We start from the raw sequence: 16,457 nt of genomic DNA, 5'->3' as shown, positions 1-16,457 counted from the left end.
GAAGTATCTTAGGCGCCCGCTGCAGCATCCACGGCGAACTCGCTTCGATAGGCACGGTCTGCTAGCTCATGCACTCGAAGCAAAAGAGCCTCCGGTTCCTGCGATAAATCCAAGGGAAACTCTGCCACTGACACATCCGAGTTGCGGACCCTGCGCACGCGGACATTGCCTCGTCCCGCATAAACAAGCCAGGCACGGGGAACTTCCAACGCAGTGCAGTAGGCCAGCATCTGATAGTGGTCGGCATTGGGATATGTTCCGCCAGTCGATGCGGCTTTGTACTTCGCATCGAAGATCATAGTCGGTTGCCCACGCACGGAGTGGACGACATCAACATACATACGCACTCTCTCGCCACCCCGAAAGCCAGGCTCGGCTTCGTCCATGAAGGCCTCGTATTGCCATTCCGTCACGCCAGGGTAGGGATCAAGGGCCTCCTTCAGCGCGGTAGCGACAAAGTCCTCGAACACCGTGGCCATGTTGACTACGAACGATGCCACCATTCGCTGACCAAGTCCGGCTTCCGCGGACATGGTCTTTAGAACGATCTCAGATAATCGCAAGGCCGGAACGTAGTGCTCATTGAGCCTTGAACCCGCCCACGCGGGGAGCTGCGTCCCATAACGAAGCGAAGATACGTTGTCGAGCTTCGAATCCAAGTGCGAGAGTCGACTCCTAACCGTGTCCGACAACCGTGGAACATGCATCATCAGCTGAACGGCTGCCCTTAGAATACGGTTCTCGGCAACATCAACGGTGTAGTCGTCATAGGCAACTTCGAGTGGCAAAAGAAGCCCCGGACGCCGGGTCATCTGATCACCAACTCGGATCCGGCCACGAACTGTCCGCAATGCCTCTTCCACCTGCACGTACCCGTGGAGGGGACCCCGCTCTAATGCCCTCTCACTATGCCGCGCAAGTGACTCGCCCAACGCAGCAAAAAGGTCACCATCTTCGACGGCCGCGACATCTTCGGGCCGAAACCCGGGGTCCGCAGCATAGCCCAGCAGGAAAAGCAGCCGGCTGAGCCCCACCTTCCCCTTGGGCTTCACCCGCACCAGCAGGTCATCGATCTGTACCGCCCCGACTCTGCCCGCAGGAAGAATTGTCCACGCACCTCCATGAGCGGGGACGACCGAAACGAGGCCGCTATCCCGTAACGTGGCAGCCACCTCGGGCTCGAGCTCGAGAGGCTCCGAGCCGGGCTGTAACTCGTCGAGGACAATCTCTCTCGGCATTAGTTAGCTGCTTCGTCGGGCTCAGACCCCTCGCCCGTTTCCAACAGGGCCTCAGATACTGCGGGTCGAATGTCAACGGCACCAATGTCTATACCGGCTTTTCGCCGAATAGCCGCCAGGCCGAATCTCTCCCGAACCTTTTCTCGACTCAGACGCCCGAAATACTGCTCTTCGAGTAGGGGTAACAGCTCATACTTCCAGATCTCCGCCAAACCCTGCTCAGTTTCTGCATGCGGCTTCATAAAATATGAGGGGCCAATCATCAAGTCACGGTTGGTAGCTTCGATCTCACTGTTCAACGCGTTTAGCAATTCAGCACGTAGGGCAGGCTTCCCGTTGGACGCAAGGAATCTCTCAAGCATTCCGGAAATCATCCCGTCCTGCGGATGCAGCTCCACGAACGCGAACCGCCGCCGGATGGCTGCATCCACCATTGCGATGGAGCGGTCTGAGGTGTTCATGGTACCGATGATGAACAAGTTTGGCGGCAATACAAACGTCTGCTGTGGGTTGTACTGAAGGTTGATTCCTTGGTCGCGGTACTCCAAAAGGAAATACAGCTCGCCAAAGATCTTGGCCAAATTTCCGCGGTTCATCTCGTCGATGATCAGGAAATACGGCTTGTCCCGGTTCCCGTCCAGCGAAGCTTCCGCCGCGATCCGCCGTAGCGGCCCTGGCTCCAGGCTGAACCCAACGTTATCGCCTGATGTCTTCGCAGGCCTGTAGCCCTCAAAGAAGTCCTCATACGCATACGAAGGGTGGAACTGGACCGTTTTGACGTGGTCCCCATGTTCCTCCCCCGCCAGGAATCTGGCGATCTTTCCCGCCAAAAAAGTCTTGCCTGTACCTGGCGGCCCATAAAAGACAATCTGCTGCCGAGTCTGAAGCAACCGAATCACTTCTTGGACGTCATCCCGTTGCAAGTGAAGTTTGGCGGCCAGATCCGCCGTCGCTTCCCTGAGTTGAGGCACGACGGCGATCTGCGGCTGTGCGGTCGTCTCCTCTTCCGGCGGGAGTTCACCGGGCTCTTCCTCTGCGTACCAGGCTGTGATAACTGAAAGCCCATCTGTTAGGTCAACAACTGATCCCTGTTCTTCCAGCAGCCGCGGCATCGGTGCCGGAAGATCGTCGTTTTCAAGGGGCTTCTTCCGCCATGCAACACTCCGGCGCAGGCGGGAGGTCTCATCATCCACGTACTCGGCCTCGCCTGTGACGACGCCGAGGTAAAGACTGCTTTCATAAGCAGTGAGGACGAAGTCGTCCACCTTCATCTGGCTAAGGAAGCGGTAATACTCCTGGGCCCTCGCCTTCCGCTCGGAATAGTCGATGTGCTGATAGCCAGCGTTGACGGCGGCCTGCACTTGGTCAAAGCTGCTTCCAGGTTTCGGCGAACCCAGGTGCTGCGCCCGGGTGGAGACGAATTCACCTTGCAGCCAGGAATCCAGCATTGCGAACCCTCCCTGGTTCTGCCGGACGAGCCATGCACGCTGGCCCCCGTCCTCACCGGAGGGCTGCCATTCGCTTAGGTACGGTTCGCGGTACCACTCAATGAAGTCGCTTGATTCTCCCTGCTGAGCCTGCCTGATGTAGTAAAGGTCCTTGGCGATGTCCGTCTCGGACTCGCCTGAAGGACCTTCGATGATGTCTGCAAAAGCATTCCGGATCTTGATCCTGTGATCCTTCTTGACCACCGGTTGAAGATAGTCGGGCCAGGCCAGATAGTCGATGCTGTAGCGGATAGTGGGCCAGTCTTTGGGCACGCCACGCGTCAGCTCGATGAACTTCCACGGGTCCGCAAGGGCTGCTCTGATGAGGCTCATTGGCTGCTCGGTGACGTGCTCCACGAACCGCGTAAGCCAGCTGAGGTGGTCAGCGACCTGAATGTTAAAGCCGACTCCCCCGTTGAACGCACCGGGCGCCTCGAGGCCCTTGCGGAGTTCTGCAGAAAGCTCGACGGCGGCCCCGGGCACCCAAGACAGCACCTTTTCAATGCGGGCGATCTTCGTTGCTGGCGTCACGTTGCTCAGGGGCAGAACCTGCAGGTACAGGAGTTCCGCGGCCAAAAGTACCGTCTCTCGGGAGGCGGTGGCGAGCTGGCGTTCCAGCTTTGACATCAATGAACCGGTACCTACATCAGTGTTTGTAAGGCGGCTGGCCAAGTCTGCTGCTGTTTCCGAGGTCCAGGCCGTCGTAGTGCCGTCCATCGGCGACGGTTCTCCACGCAGACCAGCGCTGAGGAGCGCTCGCGCTGTCGATTCGATCTCAGGTGCTTTGCTGGCACCACTACCTGTGGGATCGGATACGTCTTCTGCCGTCATTTTGTCTCCCCTCCACGCTCGAAATGCGGCGCTCTCAGTGGAGCTCCATTCATCGGTCGGATCAACGTTGAGCACTGTCCACATGAGTCCTTGGGCGTCCAAACGGTCGCGGAGTTTGATGCCATACTCGGGTGCCAGCCGGAGGAGTTCATCGAGCGACTCCAAAAGCAGTTCATACCTGCGTGCCGGATCACCATTTGCACCGCGGTCTTCCCAGTCGACCAGCTTGAGAAACTTCTTAACCGCGCGGGCACGGTAGGGAGGGAACCTGAAGGGATCCCTGGCGAGCAGAAGAATCGAAGCGAATCCAACGATGCCTCCAACCGAGAACTGCTCCGGATTGTGGGGAGTAAGTCGAGATGTGAACTCGTCGATTCGCCGGACGTCTGGTTCCCCGTCCCAGAGAAGATCGATGGCTTGACGCAGATCCCCGGGCTTCGACCGGCCCAAATCCACCAGCCTCATCATGAAGTACTGATTCATCAGATTCGACGAAGAAAGATCGCGTCGCAGCGCCTCAAACCACTCAGGATCCCGATTCAGGTAGATTTCCCTGGTTTTTCTCAGGCGTTCGGCCAAGGCGAGTTTGTAGTTGTACTCCTCAGCATCCAGATCGACCGTCTTAGGGAAGAGGGCGGCGAACTCCATGAACCGCTGCCACTTCGCATCGGTCATGCCATGACCTCCACTTCAGCATGGCGCGAGCCTTGCCCAGGAGGCGGACTGATAGGAGATTCGTATGCGACACCGGTGTCTATTGCGCGCTGCATCGAACCGAACGTTTCCAGGATGAGTCGCTTGGTCCGGTACTCTCCGTGAACCGTTTCATCCTTCCGCCTGACAATCGGAAACGAGTCCATCATGTAGTTCACGTCCCCGGCGGCGCACCCGTAGATATGGAATAACGCCGCATCAACTTCAGCGCGGAGATAGCTCCGCCTCTCCGTATCCCACTTATACGGTGCCCCGTGTTCCATCAGGTCTCGAGCCACTGGCACCATGTCATAAGAGGTGTAGGTTAGCTCGAGAATCCGAGGAAGTAGCCAATCATGCCACGTCTGCTGTGCATCCCAAGGAACTAAGGCAGCAAAACTCTCAGGCGCCGGAAAGGGCAACTGCTTCATCGTGAAGAACTTGACATGCGTGCCACCCACTTTCTGCCTTGCCACGAAGTCAAACACGAAAGAATTCATGCTTGACAATAGAGCTCCTGCCTCCGTCGCAGTTCCATGTGGCAGCATCAGGAGGGTTCCACCTTCTGGAGCAGCCCCAAAGCCGACAAAGCTGGCAATAGCAGTCCGTACATCAGTTGCACGGGCGATATCTCGCCAACCCATCAGCCACGAACTTTTCCACCGCTTTTCCAATTTCTCCGAAACGTCGAGGCTGCTGACCCAATATCGAGTTTGCGCGGTAAATGCGGGATCTGTCTTTTCATTTACTGAGGCATCACGCGCATCCAGGCCTTCGTATGTAGCCCAACGATGGTCGAACTGGTGGATCATCTTCGCTTCGTACAGCGGAAGCATTTTCTCTTGCTTGCCATCCAGTGCTCGCTCAAAGATGTTGCCATTGAGAGCCCAACCCTCAACCTCCAACTGTTCGCGAGTACGGAAGAGGTGGGAGTCCGTAGTCATGTTGAAGAGGCCCTGCATGAACGACACGCCCCACGGATTCCCGTTCACTGGATCGTTCTCGTTGATGAGTACCGGCACGCGACGGTAGATGCCTAGGGTGATTTCTGCGTCCCGGCGGGTTCGGAAAATCGGGAGTGTTCCAGTGTTGGGGTTGATGAGCTTGATTTCGTCGGGTGTGAGTGCGAACTTGGCTATCGGAATCTCGGAAGGATCCTGGAGGAAGAAGGCAAAGGAAGCCGCTTCCTCTTTTGCAAGACGGCCTGCCATTGTCAGCAGGCAGAACTTAGTTCGCGAGTCCACATTCTGGAAAAGTGGGGCACGGTTTTCGAAATCATAGAGTGCCGCGATCGTACTCGATTCAACAAGAGCCCTGAAAAAATACTGAGTCGTGTGGTCTGTGGCTATCCCTGTCGGCACGATAATTCCGGTTCGGCCACGAGGATGTGTCATAGACCGAAATAGCTCCGCGAAAATTGGATCTGTCTTAACTCGCCCGCGCCCTGTCAATGGGTACCGACCGGAGGAGGATGCGAAAAGCCGCAGGCCGTCCACCTCCCGCTTCCGCCTCAAAAACTTCTTGTCAAGAATCGGGTCAGTGAGAGGAAGTTCAGCGATTAGCTTCTTGCGTCCGGCTCCAGCCGTGGCCGCGATCTCGGGGCTGTGAATAGCAAAGAACTCTTGTTCTTTCACCTCGATGTTCTCCCAAGGCGGGTTCCCGAGCATGCAGGAGAAGCCTCCCGGCCAGCCATCGGCTCCCGCGTCCTCAGATGCTGGATCCCCGAATACCTCCGGAAACTCCAGATGCCAGTGGAAGAACCGGTATTCCGCAGCGAGCTGCCGAACCTTGGCCACGGTATCGGCGTAGCCCGCGGACTCACCCGCGTCGGCCAGCTGCCGGACGACGGACGATGTCGGCGGCTCTGCTGCACCCGCGTTGAGTGGCCAAACGAAAGCCGCGCACCATGCATCCGCATGGAGCCGCTTCTGTTCCATATCATCAGAGTGGTCGAAGGCTGCGTAGGCCTTGGCTCTTGATCGCGCCTCGGCGGCAGTGGACACAGGCTTCACCAGCGCCTGGCGACGGTCTATCAGGTAGGAGATATCCGTGTCGGAGCTTCCAAAGCTGAAAGTCTCCTGCCCCAATGAGCCGAACAGTTTGTCCGCCTTCTTGGAATTCTCAGCCCGGTTCCGCTTCTTCACTTCGGCGGCGTATTTCTTGTCGTCGCCCTCCAACAAACCAAAAGCTTCGTCAGGTACTCCCCCGGCCAATAAGGCTGGTGTTGTTCCCAACAGGCTGTTGCCGATCTTGATCCGGGCATCCAGGAATCCCAACGCCCTACCAGGTTCCATGGCTTCCAGCCATAGGGATACCTTGGCAAGTTCGGCCGCAAGGTCGTTCATGTCCACGCCGTAAATACAGCGTTCCACCACATCATGCAGCGCGTGCTGGATTTCCGCCGGAGTCGGTTCGTTCTCGCCCGCACGCACCTCGGCAAGACGGCGAGCGATGCGGCGTGCGGCTGCGACCAGGAAACCGCCGGAACCGGAGGCGGGATCGCATACGGTCAGGGCCAGGAGACGGCTCTCCCGGTCGGCCGCATCTCTGCCGCCATTGACGGCGTCGTCCAATACTGGGTCCAAAGCGGTATCCAACAGCGCGGACACGAGGCTAGGCGGTGTGTAGTAGGAGCCGGTGACCTTGCGCTCGTTGCCAGCCAGCCGGACGAGTTCAAAACTGCGTGTCTCTGTGTCGATCCGCGGAATGAGTTCGAGCAGGGACTCGTATACAGAGCCAAGCTCCTCCGCACCAAGGTGACGGTAGTCCACTGGCTGGAGCCGGTCCCCCTTGCCCAGAACCCAGCTTAGTCGGCGAATAGCTTTGAGAAAGTCTTGATTGGCGAGTTCAGCGCCCAGGAGTAGATCCTCATGGGGCTGGTTCTCAAGGGTCCTAGCGCGGGGATCCGGATCAAACAGGCCGCCCAGTGCGGGCAGAGCCACGGCGTCCAGTCCGTTGCCGCCGAGGGCGGAGAGCACAAGCTTCTGCGTCCGCCAGAGGTCCGGGTGCGGTCCGCCGTCGCGGTTGCGGGAAAGCTTTCGAAGTCTCTGTGTAGAGAAGTACTTAGCGTATCGTTCCCTGGAAACCACCGGAGCATTGGGATCCAGCAGCGCGTTTCGGTCCTCCACAACGAAGCAAAACAACAGACGGTACGCCGTCCTCAGAAGTGCCTTATGGAAGTCACGAGGACTCAGCTCACCGCTGTGCAGTGCATCTACCAACCAACCATTCTCTGGATGCCGAAGAAAGCCTGTGCCCAGATAGTCCAAAGCCTTCTCGACGCCAACGCCTAGCTTGTCGAGTGCCCGGGCACCCGCGTCGACAGACTCAGCCCGCCAAGACTCGAGCCAGCAGTCGGCAGGCGAGCCCTCAGCGCCGCCCCGTTTGTCGAGGCGGGACTGGTGGCAGAGCTGCCAGAGAATCTGGAACTCAGGGTAGAGGTCCGAGTCGAAGATGGTTTCAAGATCGAATTCAATGTATGCGGAACCGGCGAGGGCAGTGGAGTCGCGCAGCAGGCGGAGTTTGTTGCCGTTGCTGAGGATGGCCCACAGAAATTCGTCCTCGCGGTTGAGAAATTCCTGCAGCATGGCCTGTGGTGCACGTTTGGCAGCGCCATCTACACCGGGTGTTCGTTTATCCAGTTCCACGCCGGGTCCCAGCAGGTGGATGGGGACTGCTTCCCACCGGTGGGATATGGGATAAGTGTCGTCGCCGCTCTGAAGCCCACCATTTGTTGCGGGCACTTGGCCGTAGCCCAGCTCCCTGAGAAGGATCAACAGCCACTTCTGCCGTGCATCACCCGTGCCGGCGCCTTGCCCCTCGGGGCGCTTCTTAGCATCCAATTCACGCCACGACTGCCAGGCCGACCGAAGATATCCCCAAGAACGGGATGCCGCATCCCGAACTGTTTCCGTACCCATGAGGTGGTAGCTGGCGGGGTCGAGGCTCTTCGAGTTGTTGACCTCCCCAGATTGAATGCGACCGAGCAGCGAGGGCGGCACCACTCCGCCAACAACAGAGATTGCTTGGAACGACGTACTCATTTGTTGCCTCCAGCCGGGCTATAAACGTATACGCCCAGAATGTCCACGGGAAGATTTGCTTCGACGGTCAGCCCCCTAATGCCGAGTTGCCCAGCACGGTCACCTCGGGCAACGATGCGGACTTCGCGGTGCGCATCCCTAATTTCTTCAGCCACCGCTTGAGCCTTCGCATTCAGCCAATCAGTCAGTAGCGGCATAGAGCTCAGGATCTTGGACATCATGTTGCTGACATCTCCGGCGTTGGCCGATGCTTTGGACAGCATGAGCTGTTCCACCTCGGCATCACTGAGCCACGAAGGGTCTTTGGGTGTGCCGGTGAATGCCAGTACTCGCGCCTCCTCAGCCATGTCCGTTCGGTCACCTAATCTGGCTGGCAGAATCAACTTTGTGCGGAACCGCACCAGCAACGCGGTGGTGAGCTGGTCGACGTCGTGGGTTTTGATGAAACCGCATCGTCGGGCGGGCCGTTCCTTGCCTCCGAGCTGCTCGTCGAGTGCCGAGTTCAATACATACTGCGCAACGTTGGCTACGGCAGGGTCAGTCCGCACCAGCACTGAGGTATTTCGAGGCGCTGGGAAGTCCCTTACGAACGTTGTCTCGGCCATGGCTCCCAGCGCATTGCGGATACCGGGAACCGCGGCCATAAGCTCGGCCTTGAGACCCTTCGATGTGTCCTCGACGTGCGCTCCTGTCTCTTCGAGAGCAGCACGGATAAAGGCGGCGACGTCGCCAGGGTCTCCCAGGCTCCTGCGGGCAGCTTCGACCACGGATTGCACCTGTTCCGGATGGATGGCGTTCTGGGCGAAGCGGGAGCGGCTTGCGCTCTCTTCCTGCGCGCTGCTTCGCCAATCCGCGTCGAGCTGTTCGGCCTCGGGGGTCAGACTGAAAAGTTCCAGCTGATCGCCGTTCTGCCCCCGCATGAGAATGCCCTCCAGAAGCGCAGACAGCACCTGGTCACTCTTGGGCGGCACAGGCACACTAATTCCCAGGTCACGGCGGATACTCTCGTGCTTGCGCAACAGAACATCGAGTACGATCCCGTCGATTCCGTTGTCATCGCCGTAGATGGTCAACGCCCGTACCTTGTCAGCCAGTTGGCCAAATCGGTCCACGCGCCCCTCACGCTGCTCATGACGAGTAGGGTTCCACGCCAAATCGTAGTGAATAACGGCCTGGAAACCGTCCTGCAGGTTGACTCCTTCGGAGAGGCAGTCGGTGGCCACGAGGATCTTCGGCAACTCGCCCGCTCGTTCGGCTTGGTTTGCGATTCGCGCTGCTCGTTCCTCGGCGGGAAGCTCGCCAGTGACCACTTCCACGTCGAACTTCTTCTTCAATGACTCCCGCAGAAAATCGGCAACGTAATGGGCGGTGGGTATGAAACGGCAAAAGACGATTGGCTGATAGCCCTCGCTGACAAGCTGACGGACTCTGCCGAGAAGCAACTGCAGCTTCGCGTCACTTGCTGGATTCGTGGAAAGCTCCCGAGCTGTTCGGAGAAATCCGTTGAGCTGGCGCTTCTCACCCGACCCCTCCTCCAGCCCTTCGGGCCGGGACCCAGGCACGACGTCGATCGCCTCGCCGCCGTCGTCCTCCACCTGGTCCATAACAACGGTCATGCCGCGTTTTTCGGCGGATGCATCAGACTCGGATTCGTCAGCGACGGCCCGCGTGTTCAGCGTAGCTGCAGCGGCAGCCGGCGAAGAAGCCATGGAACGCAGCAGCGACAACGCAGACCACCAGCGGATACGTTGTTCGAGTTTCGTTCCTGTTTTGTCCTGCACCCGGCCGCGCACGTAGTTCAGGACTGCATCGAAGAAGGCACGATGCTCGGGAGAGAGCTTATAAGGCACCTCCACGGTTTCCCGATCCTTCGGAAACTTGGTGTCCGATTTCAGGTAGTTGCGGATGTCTACTCGCCGACGCTGAACCATGTGGTCCGCCAGTTTCCTCCGGCCGGCCTCCCCGGAAAGGTCCGTAGTTTTCAGGCTGCTGTCCAAGAGTCCGATGAGGTTCCTGAAGGCGGCGTCATTCCCGCTGTGCGGTGTGGCTGTGACGAGGATCAGGTGCCGATTCGGGTCATCCGCCAAACCACGCACCAGCTCGTAGCGTTGCGTACGACCAGAGCCGCCCTTTCCGGAGTCATCGGCAGTAACACCATGGGCCTCATCGACAATGACCAGGTCCGGCGCCGTGCGCAGGAAGTCATGGCGCTTGGACTCCGACTTGATGAAATCTGTGGACACGATGGTGTGCTTGAAATGCTCGAAGATGGACTGGTCATAGCCCGCAGCACGTTGCAGCTTCTTGGCCGTCCCCGGGAGAACAAGTTCGGCTTCGATGCCGAACTTCTGTGACAGCTCCTGCCGCCACTGCTCTGCCAGGCTGGGAGGGCACAGCACCGTGAGCCCGCTTGCTTCCCCCTGTGCGAGCAGTTCCGCGGCCACCAAGCCGGCCTCTACTGTCTTACCGATTCCGACATCATCCGCGATCAGTAGCCGCACTACGTCCTGTCGGAGGGCCAGGAGCAGAGGCACAAGTTGATATGGGCGTGGTGATACGTTCAGTCCAGCCAACGACCGGAACGGTCCACCGCTGGAGCGGAATCCAATGCGAAGGGCATCGCGTAGGAGTCTGGCGCTTCGGTCGTCGCCAAGGTCCGTTGCCGATGGCAAGCCGAAGGAAGCTGCCTGCACGTCTTCAAGGGACGGGATCACTCCCGCAATGTCATCGTCTGTGCCGCCGATCGGACGCAGCACCAAGAAGTCGGTATCGCTCTCCGGAAGGACGACCCACTCCCTTCCGCGCACGGACACCAATGAACCAACCGCAAAGCTAGACTCGGCCGTTGAAACACTCACTTAACCACTCCAAATACAGTTGCGTGATCTCTGACGAACACGTCTATTTCGACATCGGCACGAACTGTCAGTACATTCCAGTTTCCGTACGTCAGCATCATTTCATCTACTGGAGGCCGTGACTCGTCCTCCACAATGACAACAGTGGGCTGTGACAATTTACTGTACGAAAAATCAACCACCTGGCCAGCGATCTCCTGGCCAATCCCATCGGGAAGGTTGAGGTCGTTGGCGAGGATAAAGTCCAAAATACTCTGGGCGCGCTCGCTGACCGGTTCCCCGTCCGGAACCACCGAGGCGGGTGGTTGGGTCTGGGGTGCCGCCACCGTCGAAGTCCGGGACCTTGCCAGCCGTCTCAGCAGTTCTATGACAAGCCGGCGATCGATGGACTCATGAGAACGCTGGTTGCCGTACGACAGCAAGCAGCGATAGCAGCCTCGGACACATGCGTTCTCCATTTCCTCGCCCGACATGGGGTCGACATGGAGTATCTCCAGCGCCTTGGCTGCAACCTTTGCCAAGGCGTCCGGCTCGCTCTGAAGCCGCCTGAGAACGCCCGCGCCTCCTTCGGCTGCCTCCACGAAGAGCAGCCTGCCGCGATCATCTGAGTCATTCAGCCGCTCGCTGGCCAGCTCGGAATCTTCCAGTTGGAAAACCGCTTCAATGCCGCGTTCTATCGCGTATTGCATGGATGTCGCAGCTTCATCCGTCAGCTCATCAGCCCACCGGACTACCGCAATGTTCCGTCGGTCTTCGACGAATGGCGTGACCATTTGCTTCTTTTTGGACTGCTCGACCGTCATGTCTTCAGAGTCTGGAGTCTCTGAAGTATCTTCGGTCGCCCGTTTCTCTGACAGCCATTCGCCAGTAATCAGGTCCAACCAGAAACCGTGTCTGTCGGGATTCGCACGGTTGCGGCGACCGAGGTTCGTCACGCGCACCGTTGCGCCGTCGCCATACCGCACATCGCCGAGTAACTCCTCGCCGTCGTGAATCTCGGCGTCTGAGCGCCCCGGCTTCTTTCCGTGATTCGCGAACCGGTAAGTAGTTACAAGCTCGAATCCTTGCCGGTTGCGTTCTTCCTCGTCGGCGCTGATTCGCTCCCGCCGCCGTGTGATGACCGACTGAAGCTGCATCAGGTTGGACCAGCTGTCCCCCAGCGGACTAGCGCAGAGCTCGCAGACGTCAATTCCCGCCTGACGAGCGTGCAAGTAACCACAGGCCTCACAAACTCGAGCGTCAGTGAGAACGACGTCCCCACCTCCCACGCCCTCAGCATCACGAGGCAGGCTCACGCGTTTGACTTGATAACGAGCGCCCTCATGATAGATCAACGCATCAGGACCGAACTCGCTAATGGCGAGGAAGCGCGAGCGCTGAAGCCAGGTGCTGTTGTTGTCCCGGCCTTTGCGGATGCCGGGGATGAACGCCGCCAATGGGAGACGTGGGAATGAGTAACCAGGAAGAAATCCTTCGGAGGCGAGGTAACGCAGTGTGTAGAAGTCGGATTGCCCGCGGGAATCACTGTCATTCAGGAGAATTTCCAGTCTTTGGCTGGCTTCCCGGTGGCGACTGACGGCGTCTTCGCGTTGCTTGGAGGTGAGGGAGTGGTCCTGGCTCGCTTTGTGGGCAAGATCCTGTTCTGCAAGCGCCCCGCGGTAGAGCTGTCGCCATCGATCACAAGCTTCATCGAGCGAATCCAGCGCATTATCGATGACAGTGTCTGCCCAGGAGGCAGTCCACCATGTGGTGTCTTTTAGTTCATCCTCTATGGCGCTGAGGAGCGAGGCGGCGGAAGATTTTGCGCGCTCAGCGGCACTTGCATCCTGCAGGAAGGAAAGAATCTGGGGTTGGATCGGATAGCTCTTGTCCTCGAGCCGGAGCAAACCGCTGAGAGATTTACCGAGACCAGTGCTGGTTGCGGCCAGTGCCTCCGCCAGCCAAACGGCATGTACGTGGGAACGAATGAGGTCTTCATTGGCGAAATCCAGCCGTGGTGGCTGGACCTGGCCGGAAACCATCAAACTCGAGCGTTCAAAGTAGTAGCTATCATGGGCACTACCCGTGGCGCAGTACGTCAACACCAGCGCCGGCTGACCGGACCGACCGGCGCGGCCGCTTCGCTGGGCGTAGTTGGCTGGCGTGGGTGGCACGTTTCGCATGGCGACGGCGTTGAGGTCAGCGATGTCGACGCCGAGTTCCATCGTTGGCGAGCAGAAGAGTAGTGGAAGCTCCGCCTTGCGGAACGCTTGCTCCCGGGACTCTCGATCCTCCGCCCTTACTTGGGCTGTGTGCTCGGCCGCTCGCAACCCGGCCAACTCGACGCCCGTTTCAAGGTACAAGTCTTTGAAGAATTTGATGACGCGAGGCTTCTGGTCAGGGTGGTAGCTGCGCCTCAACAGATCTGATGCTCCGAACTCACCATCGCCCTTCCGCAGGACCATAGCGGAAAGTTTGATTCGGTAACCCGAGAGCTTGCCTTCATGCACTTCTGTAATCAGTCCGGCTGTAAGCAGCGTTTCGAAGAGGGACGCAATGACTTCGTTCACCTCAGCCATGGACAGCTTCTGGGTTGAAGTATTTGCGGGAACAGCAGTTCGGGCCAGCCAACGACCGAATGTGCCGTGGGCAGTGACCGGAAGGAGGTTACGGAAACTGGCGCCCTTTTTCGTCTCAGTTGAAACCAAGCCCACATTTGGATCCGGCTCACGTTCGGGAAGCGCCCAAATCCCGGTGAGGTACTCGCGGCTGCGCCCTTTGACCTTGTTCAGCGAATCGACCGTGAGTTCTTCGGCGTCGATTGCCAGGACTCGCCTGAACTCGTCAAGAAGAACGCAGATAATTTCCTCCCGCTTTCCCGGTTCCGCGTCACGGAGTATGTAATGCCCGGTCTCCCAGCGATTCTGCTTTTCTGCCAAGAGTTTCGCATGCGGGTAGTCCACGAACAGCAGCCCGGTCTGTTCGAGGTTTGGGAGGGTGATGCGCCAGCCGCGTTGCAGGTCCCGCAGTGCACGGTAGGTAACCACATCATTCAATGCGCGGATGGTCGGTTTGGGATCCAGCGGGTCTTCGATCTGCGCGTAGTCTGACCAGTTCAGGCTCAGCGTGTTGACAATGGCGGAGCCGAGGTCGCCGGCCTCAATGCCTTCATCCCCCGCGGCGGCTACCGCCCGGTAGAGGGCAGAGCGCAGCTGGGCCACCTGAACGAAATCATTGAGGTGGCCCGCCTGAAGCGATGCATCTTGCCGGTTATCAACGAACGTGAGGAGCTTCTTTGCTTCCTCGGTGAGATCCTGACCTGCATCGGATTTGAGCAGTTGCACGAGCTTCGTTGCTATAACCGTCATAGCGCTGCTGCGGCCCTCTTGATCCAAAGTCACAACCTTGGAGAATTCTCCGCTGCGAGCAGACTCGTACGTCACTTGGCAATTCAGGCAGAAACCGAGGCTGCGTGGGATCCAAGCCGCGAGCTGGCCACTGGCTGCCGTGTGTTCGTTGTCGCGAGCGGCATCGCCTCCTGGCTGAACCCGGTAGCGCAGTGGAAGCCGATTCCGCTTCGATTCAACGACTGGGTGACCAGAAGGCGCGTTGGTGAGCCAGGACGCGGGAAGCCTTCCGGCTTCGACCGCATTCTCGGGCCATTCTTGGTCCGTCGAAATGAAAAGGTATCCGTCTTGGCCATCGTCCGTGCCGCCGTCGTCCTGAAACTTCAAATCGTGGCGGGCAATGAATCTCGGGTCCCCATCGGCGTCGATGAGACGCGCCATCAAATACTCTTGCCCGCATTCGCGGCAGAAGGCAAGCGGGTAGAGGCGCTTCTCCTCCTTACCCGTACTGACCTGAAAGTCGGTCTCGATCAACCGATCGTCCTCTGACTCCGCGGTTGTATACACCGATCCACCCTTGGAAATGAACTGGTGGAGACGGAACGCAAACAAAGGGCGCCCGGTAGAGGACTTAGCCTTTGAACCGGCAAGGAGTGTGGCGCGGATCGCGGTAGCGCATCGACGGGCTTCTTGGCCCGTAATCTCAGCCAAAACCTCGGCCGCACCTGTGACCGTTCTAGGCGCACTGCGGATTAGCCGGTCTGAGTCCGGCTCGGTGGTCAATCCGAACGTGTCCTCAATCCAGGACGCGAGAGGATCGGACTGCATCGAGGCATATCCGCCGCTAAGTGTCGCGCTGCTGAACTCCGCATCGCCACGTTCCTGGACACCGGCACGAAGGTCCTCCGACGACTGATCCCGCGACGTTGTAGCCCGGACTAGCGTTTCCGTGATTACTTGGGCAGGGCCTATCGAAGCGCCGAATATCCGCGAGGCGACTTCGGCAACGTCCTTTTGCTGCTCCGCCACAGTTCCTCCGCTGGACATCGTTGCAGACGTGCCTACGCATTGGAGCGAATTCTGGGCATGACAAGCGTCCCGAAGGCGTCGAACCAGGAGGGCGACGTCGGCACCCTGCCGGCCTCTATACGTGTGCAGCTCATCAAGAACCAGGAACTGCAGGCCAGATGCTGCTCGAATGAGCGACTGGCGCTCCTCTGGCCGCGTGAGAACGTACTCAAGCATCACGTAGTTAGTGAGTAGAATGTCCGGCGGGTTTTTGAGGATCGCTTCCCGAACCTCTCCTTTTTCTTGACCCGTATACCTTGCGAAGGTTACCGGCGGCTTTCCGTCAAAGCCGTTATCCAAGAACTTTGAAAGCTCCTCCATCTGGCTGTTGGCCAAGGCATTCATCGGATAAACGATGATCGCCTTGATGCCATTACCGCTGCCTTCACGAAGGACCCTGTCAACAATGGGCACGATGTACGCAAGAGACTTGCCCGATCCAGTTCCAGTCGTCAAGACATACGATTGTCGCTTCGCGGCCGCTTCGACAGCATCAGCTTGATGCTTGTGGAGCGTTATCGACGTCGTTCCTCGATCGGAGAGGTCCTTTTTCGGGCGGAAGATCTCACTGCACTTACTGTGCAGGATTCCCCGAGACACCAGCTCGTCTATCCTCCCACCAGACTTGAAGGAGGGATTGAGTGACAGCCATGGGTCCGGCCACTGGCGGCCCTGATCGCCGAGCTTCTCAACCTCACTCCGGATGCGATCATCCTTGATGTCAACAAAACCCTCAGTGAACGACCTATAACCATCGATCAGACGATCACGAATACCGAACGCATCCACGCGTAAGTCCCCCTAGTGCAATGAGCCATGGTGGTCCGATCGTTGACTCGTGTTTCTAGCACAAGGAGCCGGGTGCCACGATCCATATTGTAGTGACAACCATCGTGGTTTCGGGTTGGCTGGG

Annotated in this window: 5 protein-coding genes; all 5 read right to left on the bottom strand. The window is 58.6% G+C overall.

What is annotated here, in order from left to right; genetic code table 11:
• Positions 1–8: 8 nt before the first annotated feature.
• The 5 genes from J2Y41_RS06475 to J2Y41_RS06455 are packed head-to-tail and all read right to left on the bottom strand — an operon-like array spanning position 9 to position 16,333.
• Positions 9–1,238 carry a 5-methylcytosine restriction system specificity protein McrC gene (locus tag J2Y41_RS06475; protein WP_309927284.1) on the bottom strand — a complete coding sequence of 410 codons (1,230 nt, stop codon included), beginning with the start codon at positions 1,236–1,238 and terminating at the stop codon, positions 9–11.
• Entirely contained in the window at positions 1,238–4,231 is a 2,994-nt protein-coding gene (locus tag J2Y41_RS06470; RefSeq protein ID WP_309927282.1) for an AAA family ATPase, read from the bottom strand. Before J2Y41_RS06470 ends, J2Y41_RS06475 begins: the two co-directional genes overlap by 1 nt.
• A complete protein-coding gene (locus J2Y41_RS06465) occupies positions 4,228–8,292 on the bottom strand; it encodes an Eco57I restriction-modification methylase domain-containing protein (RefSeq protein WP_309927279.1) in 4,065 nt (1,354 codons plus the stop codon). The genes J2Y41_RS06470 and J2Y41_RS06465 overlap by 4 nt, the downstream gene beginning before the upstream one ends.
• Positions 8,289–11,150: a helicase-related protein gene (locus J2Y41_RS06460; RefSeq protein WP_309927277.1), complete on the bottom strand. Its 2,862-nt coding sequence runs from the start codon at positions 11,148–11,150 to the stop codon at positions 8,289–8,291. The genes J2Y41_RS06465 and J2Y41_RS06460 overlap by 4 nt, the downstream gene beginning before the upstream one ends.
• The gene (locus J2Y41_RS06455) at positions 11,147–16,333 is read right to left on the bottom strand and encodes a DEAD/DEAH box helicase (protein WP_309927275.1); all 5,187 of its coding nucleotides are present in this window, start codon (positions 16,331–16,333) and stop codon (positions 11,147–11,149) included. The genes J2Y41_RS06460 and J2Y41_RS06455 overlap by 4 nt, the downstream gene beginning before the upstream one ends.
• Between the last annotated feature and the right edge of the window lie 124 nt (positions 16,334–16,457).

Source organism: Arthrobacter sp. 1088, from assembly GCF_031455315.1.
Lineage (GTDB): Bacteria > Actinomycetota > Actinomycetes > Actinomycetales > Micrococcaceae > Arthrobacter.
The sequence above is the reverse complement of the archived record's forward strand: the minus strand, read 5'-3'. Positions and strand labels throughout refer to the sequence as shown.

What these genes read in the sequence shown, in the direction of transcription:
- J2Y41_RS06475 (WP_309927284.1), bottom strand. Translation starts at nt 1,238, where the DNA reads ATGCCGAGAGAGATTGTCCTCGACGAGTTACAGCCCGGCTCGGAGCCT.
- J2Y41_RS06470 (WP_309927282.1), bottom strand. Translation starts at nt 4,231, where the DNA reads ATGACCGATGCGAAGTGGCAGCGGTTCATGGAGTTCGCCGCCCTCTTC.
- J2Y41_RS06465 (WP_309927279.1), bottom strand. Translation starts at nt 8,292, where the DNA reads ATGAGTACGTCGTTCCAAGCAATCTCTGTTGTTGGCGGAGTGGTGCCG.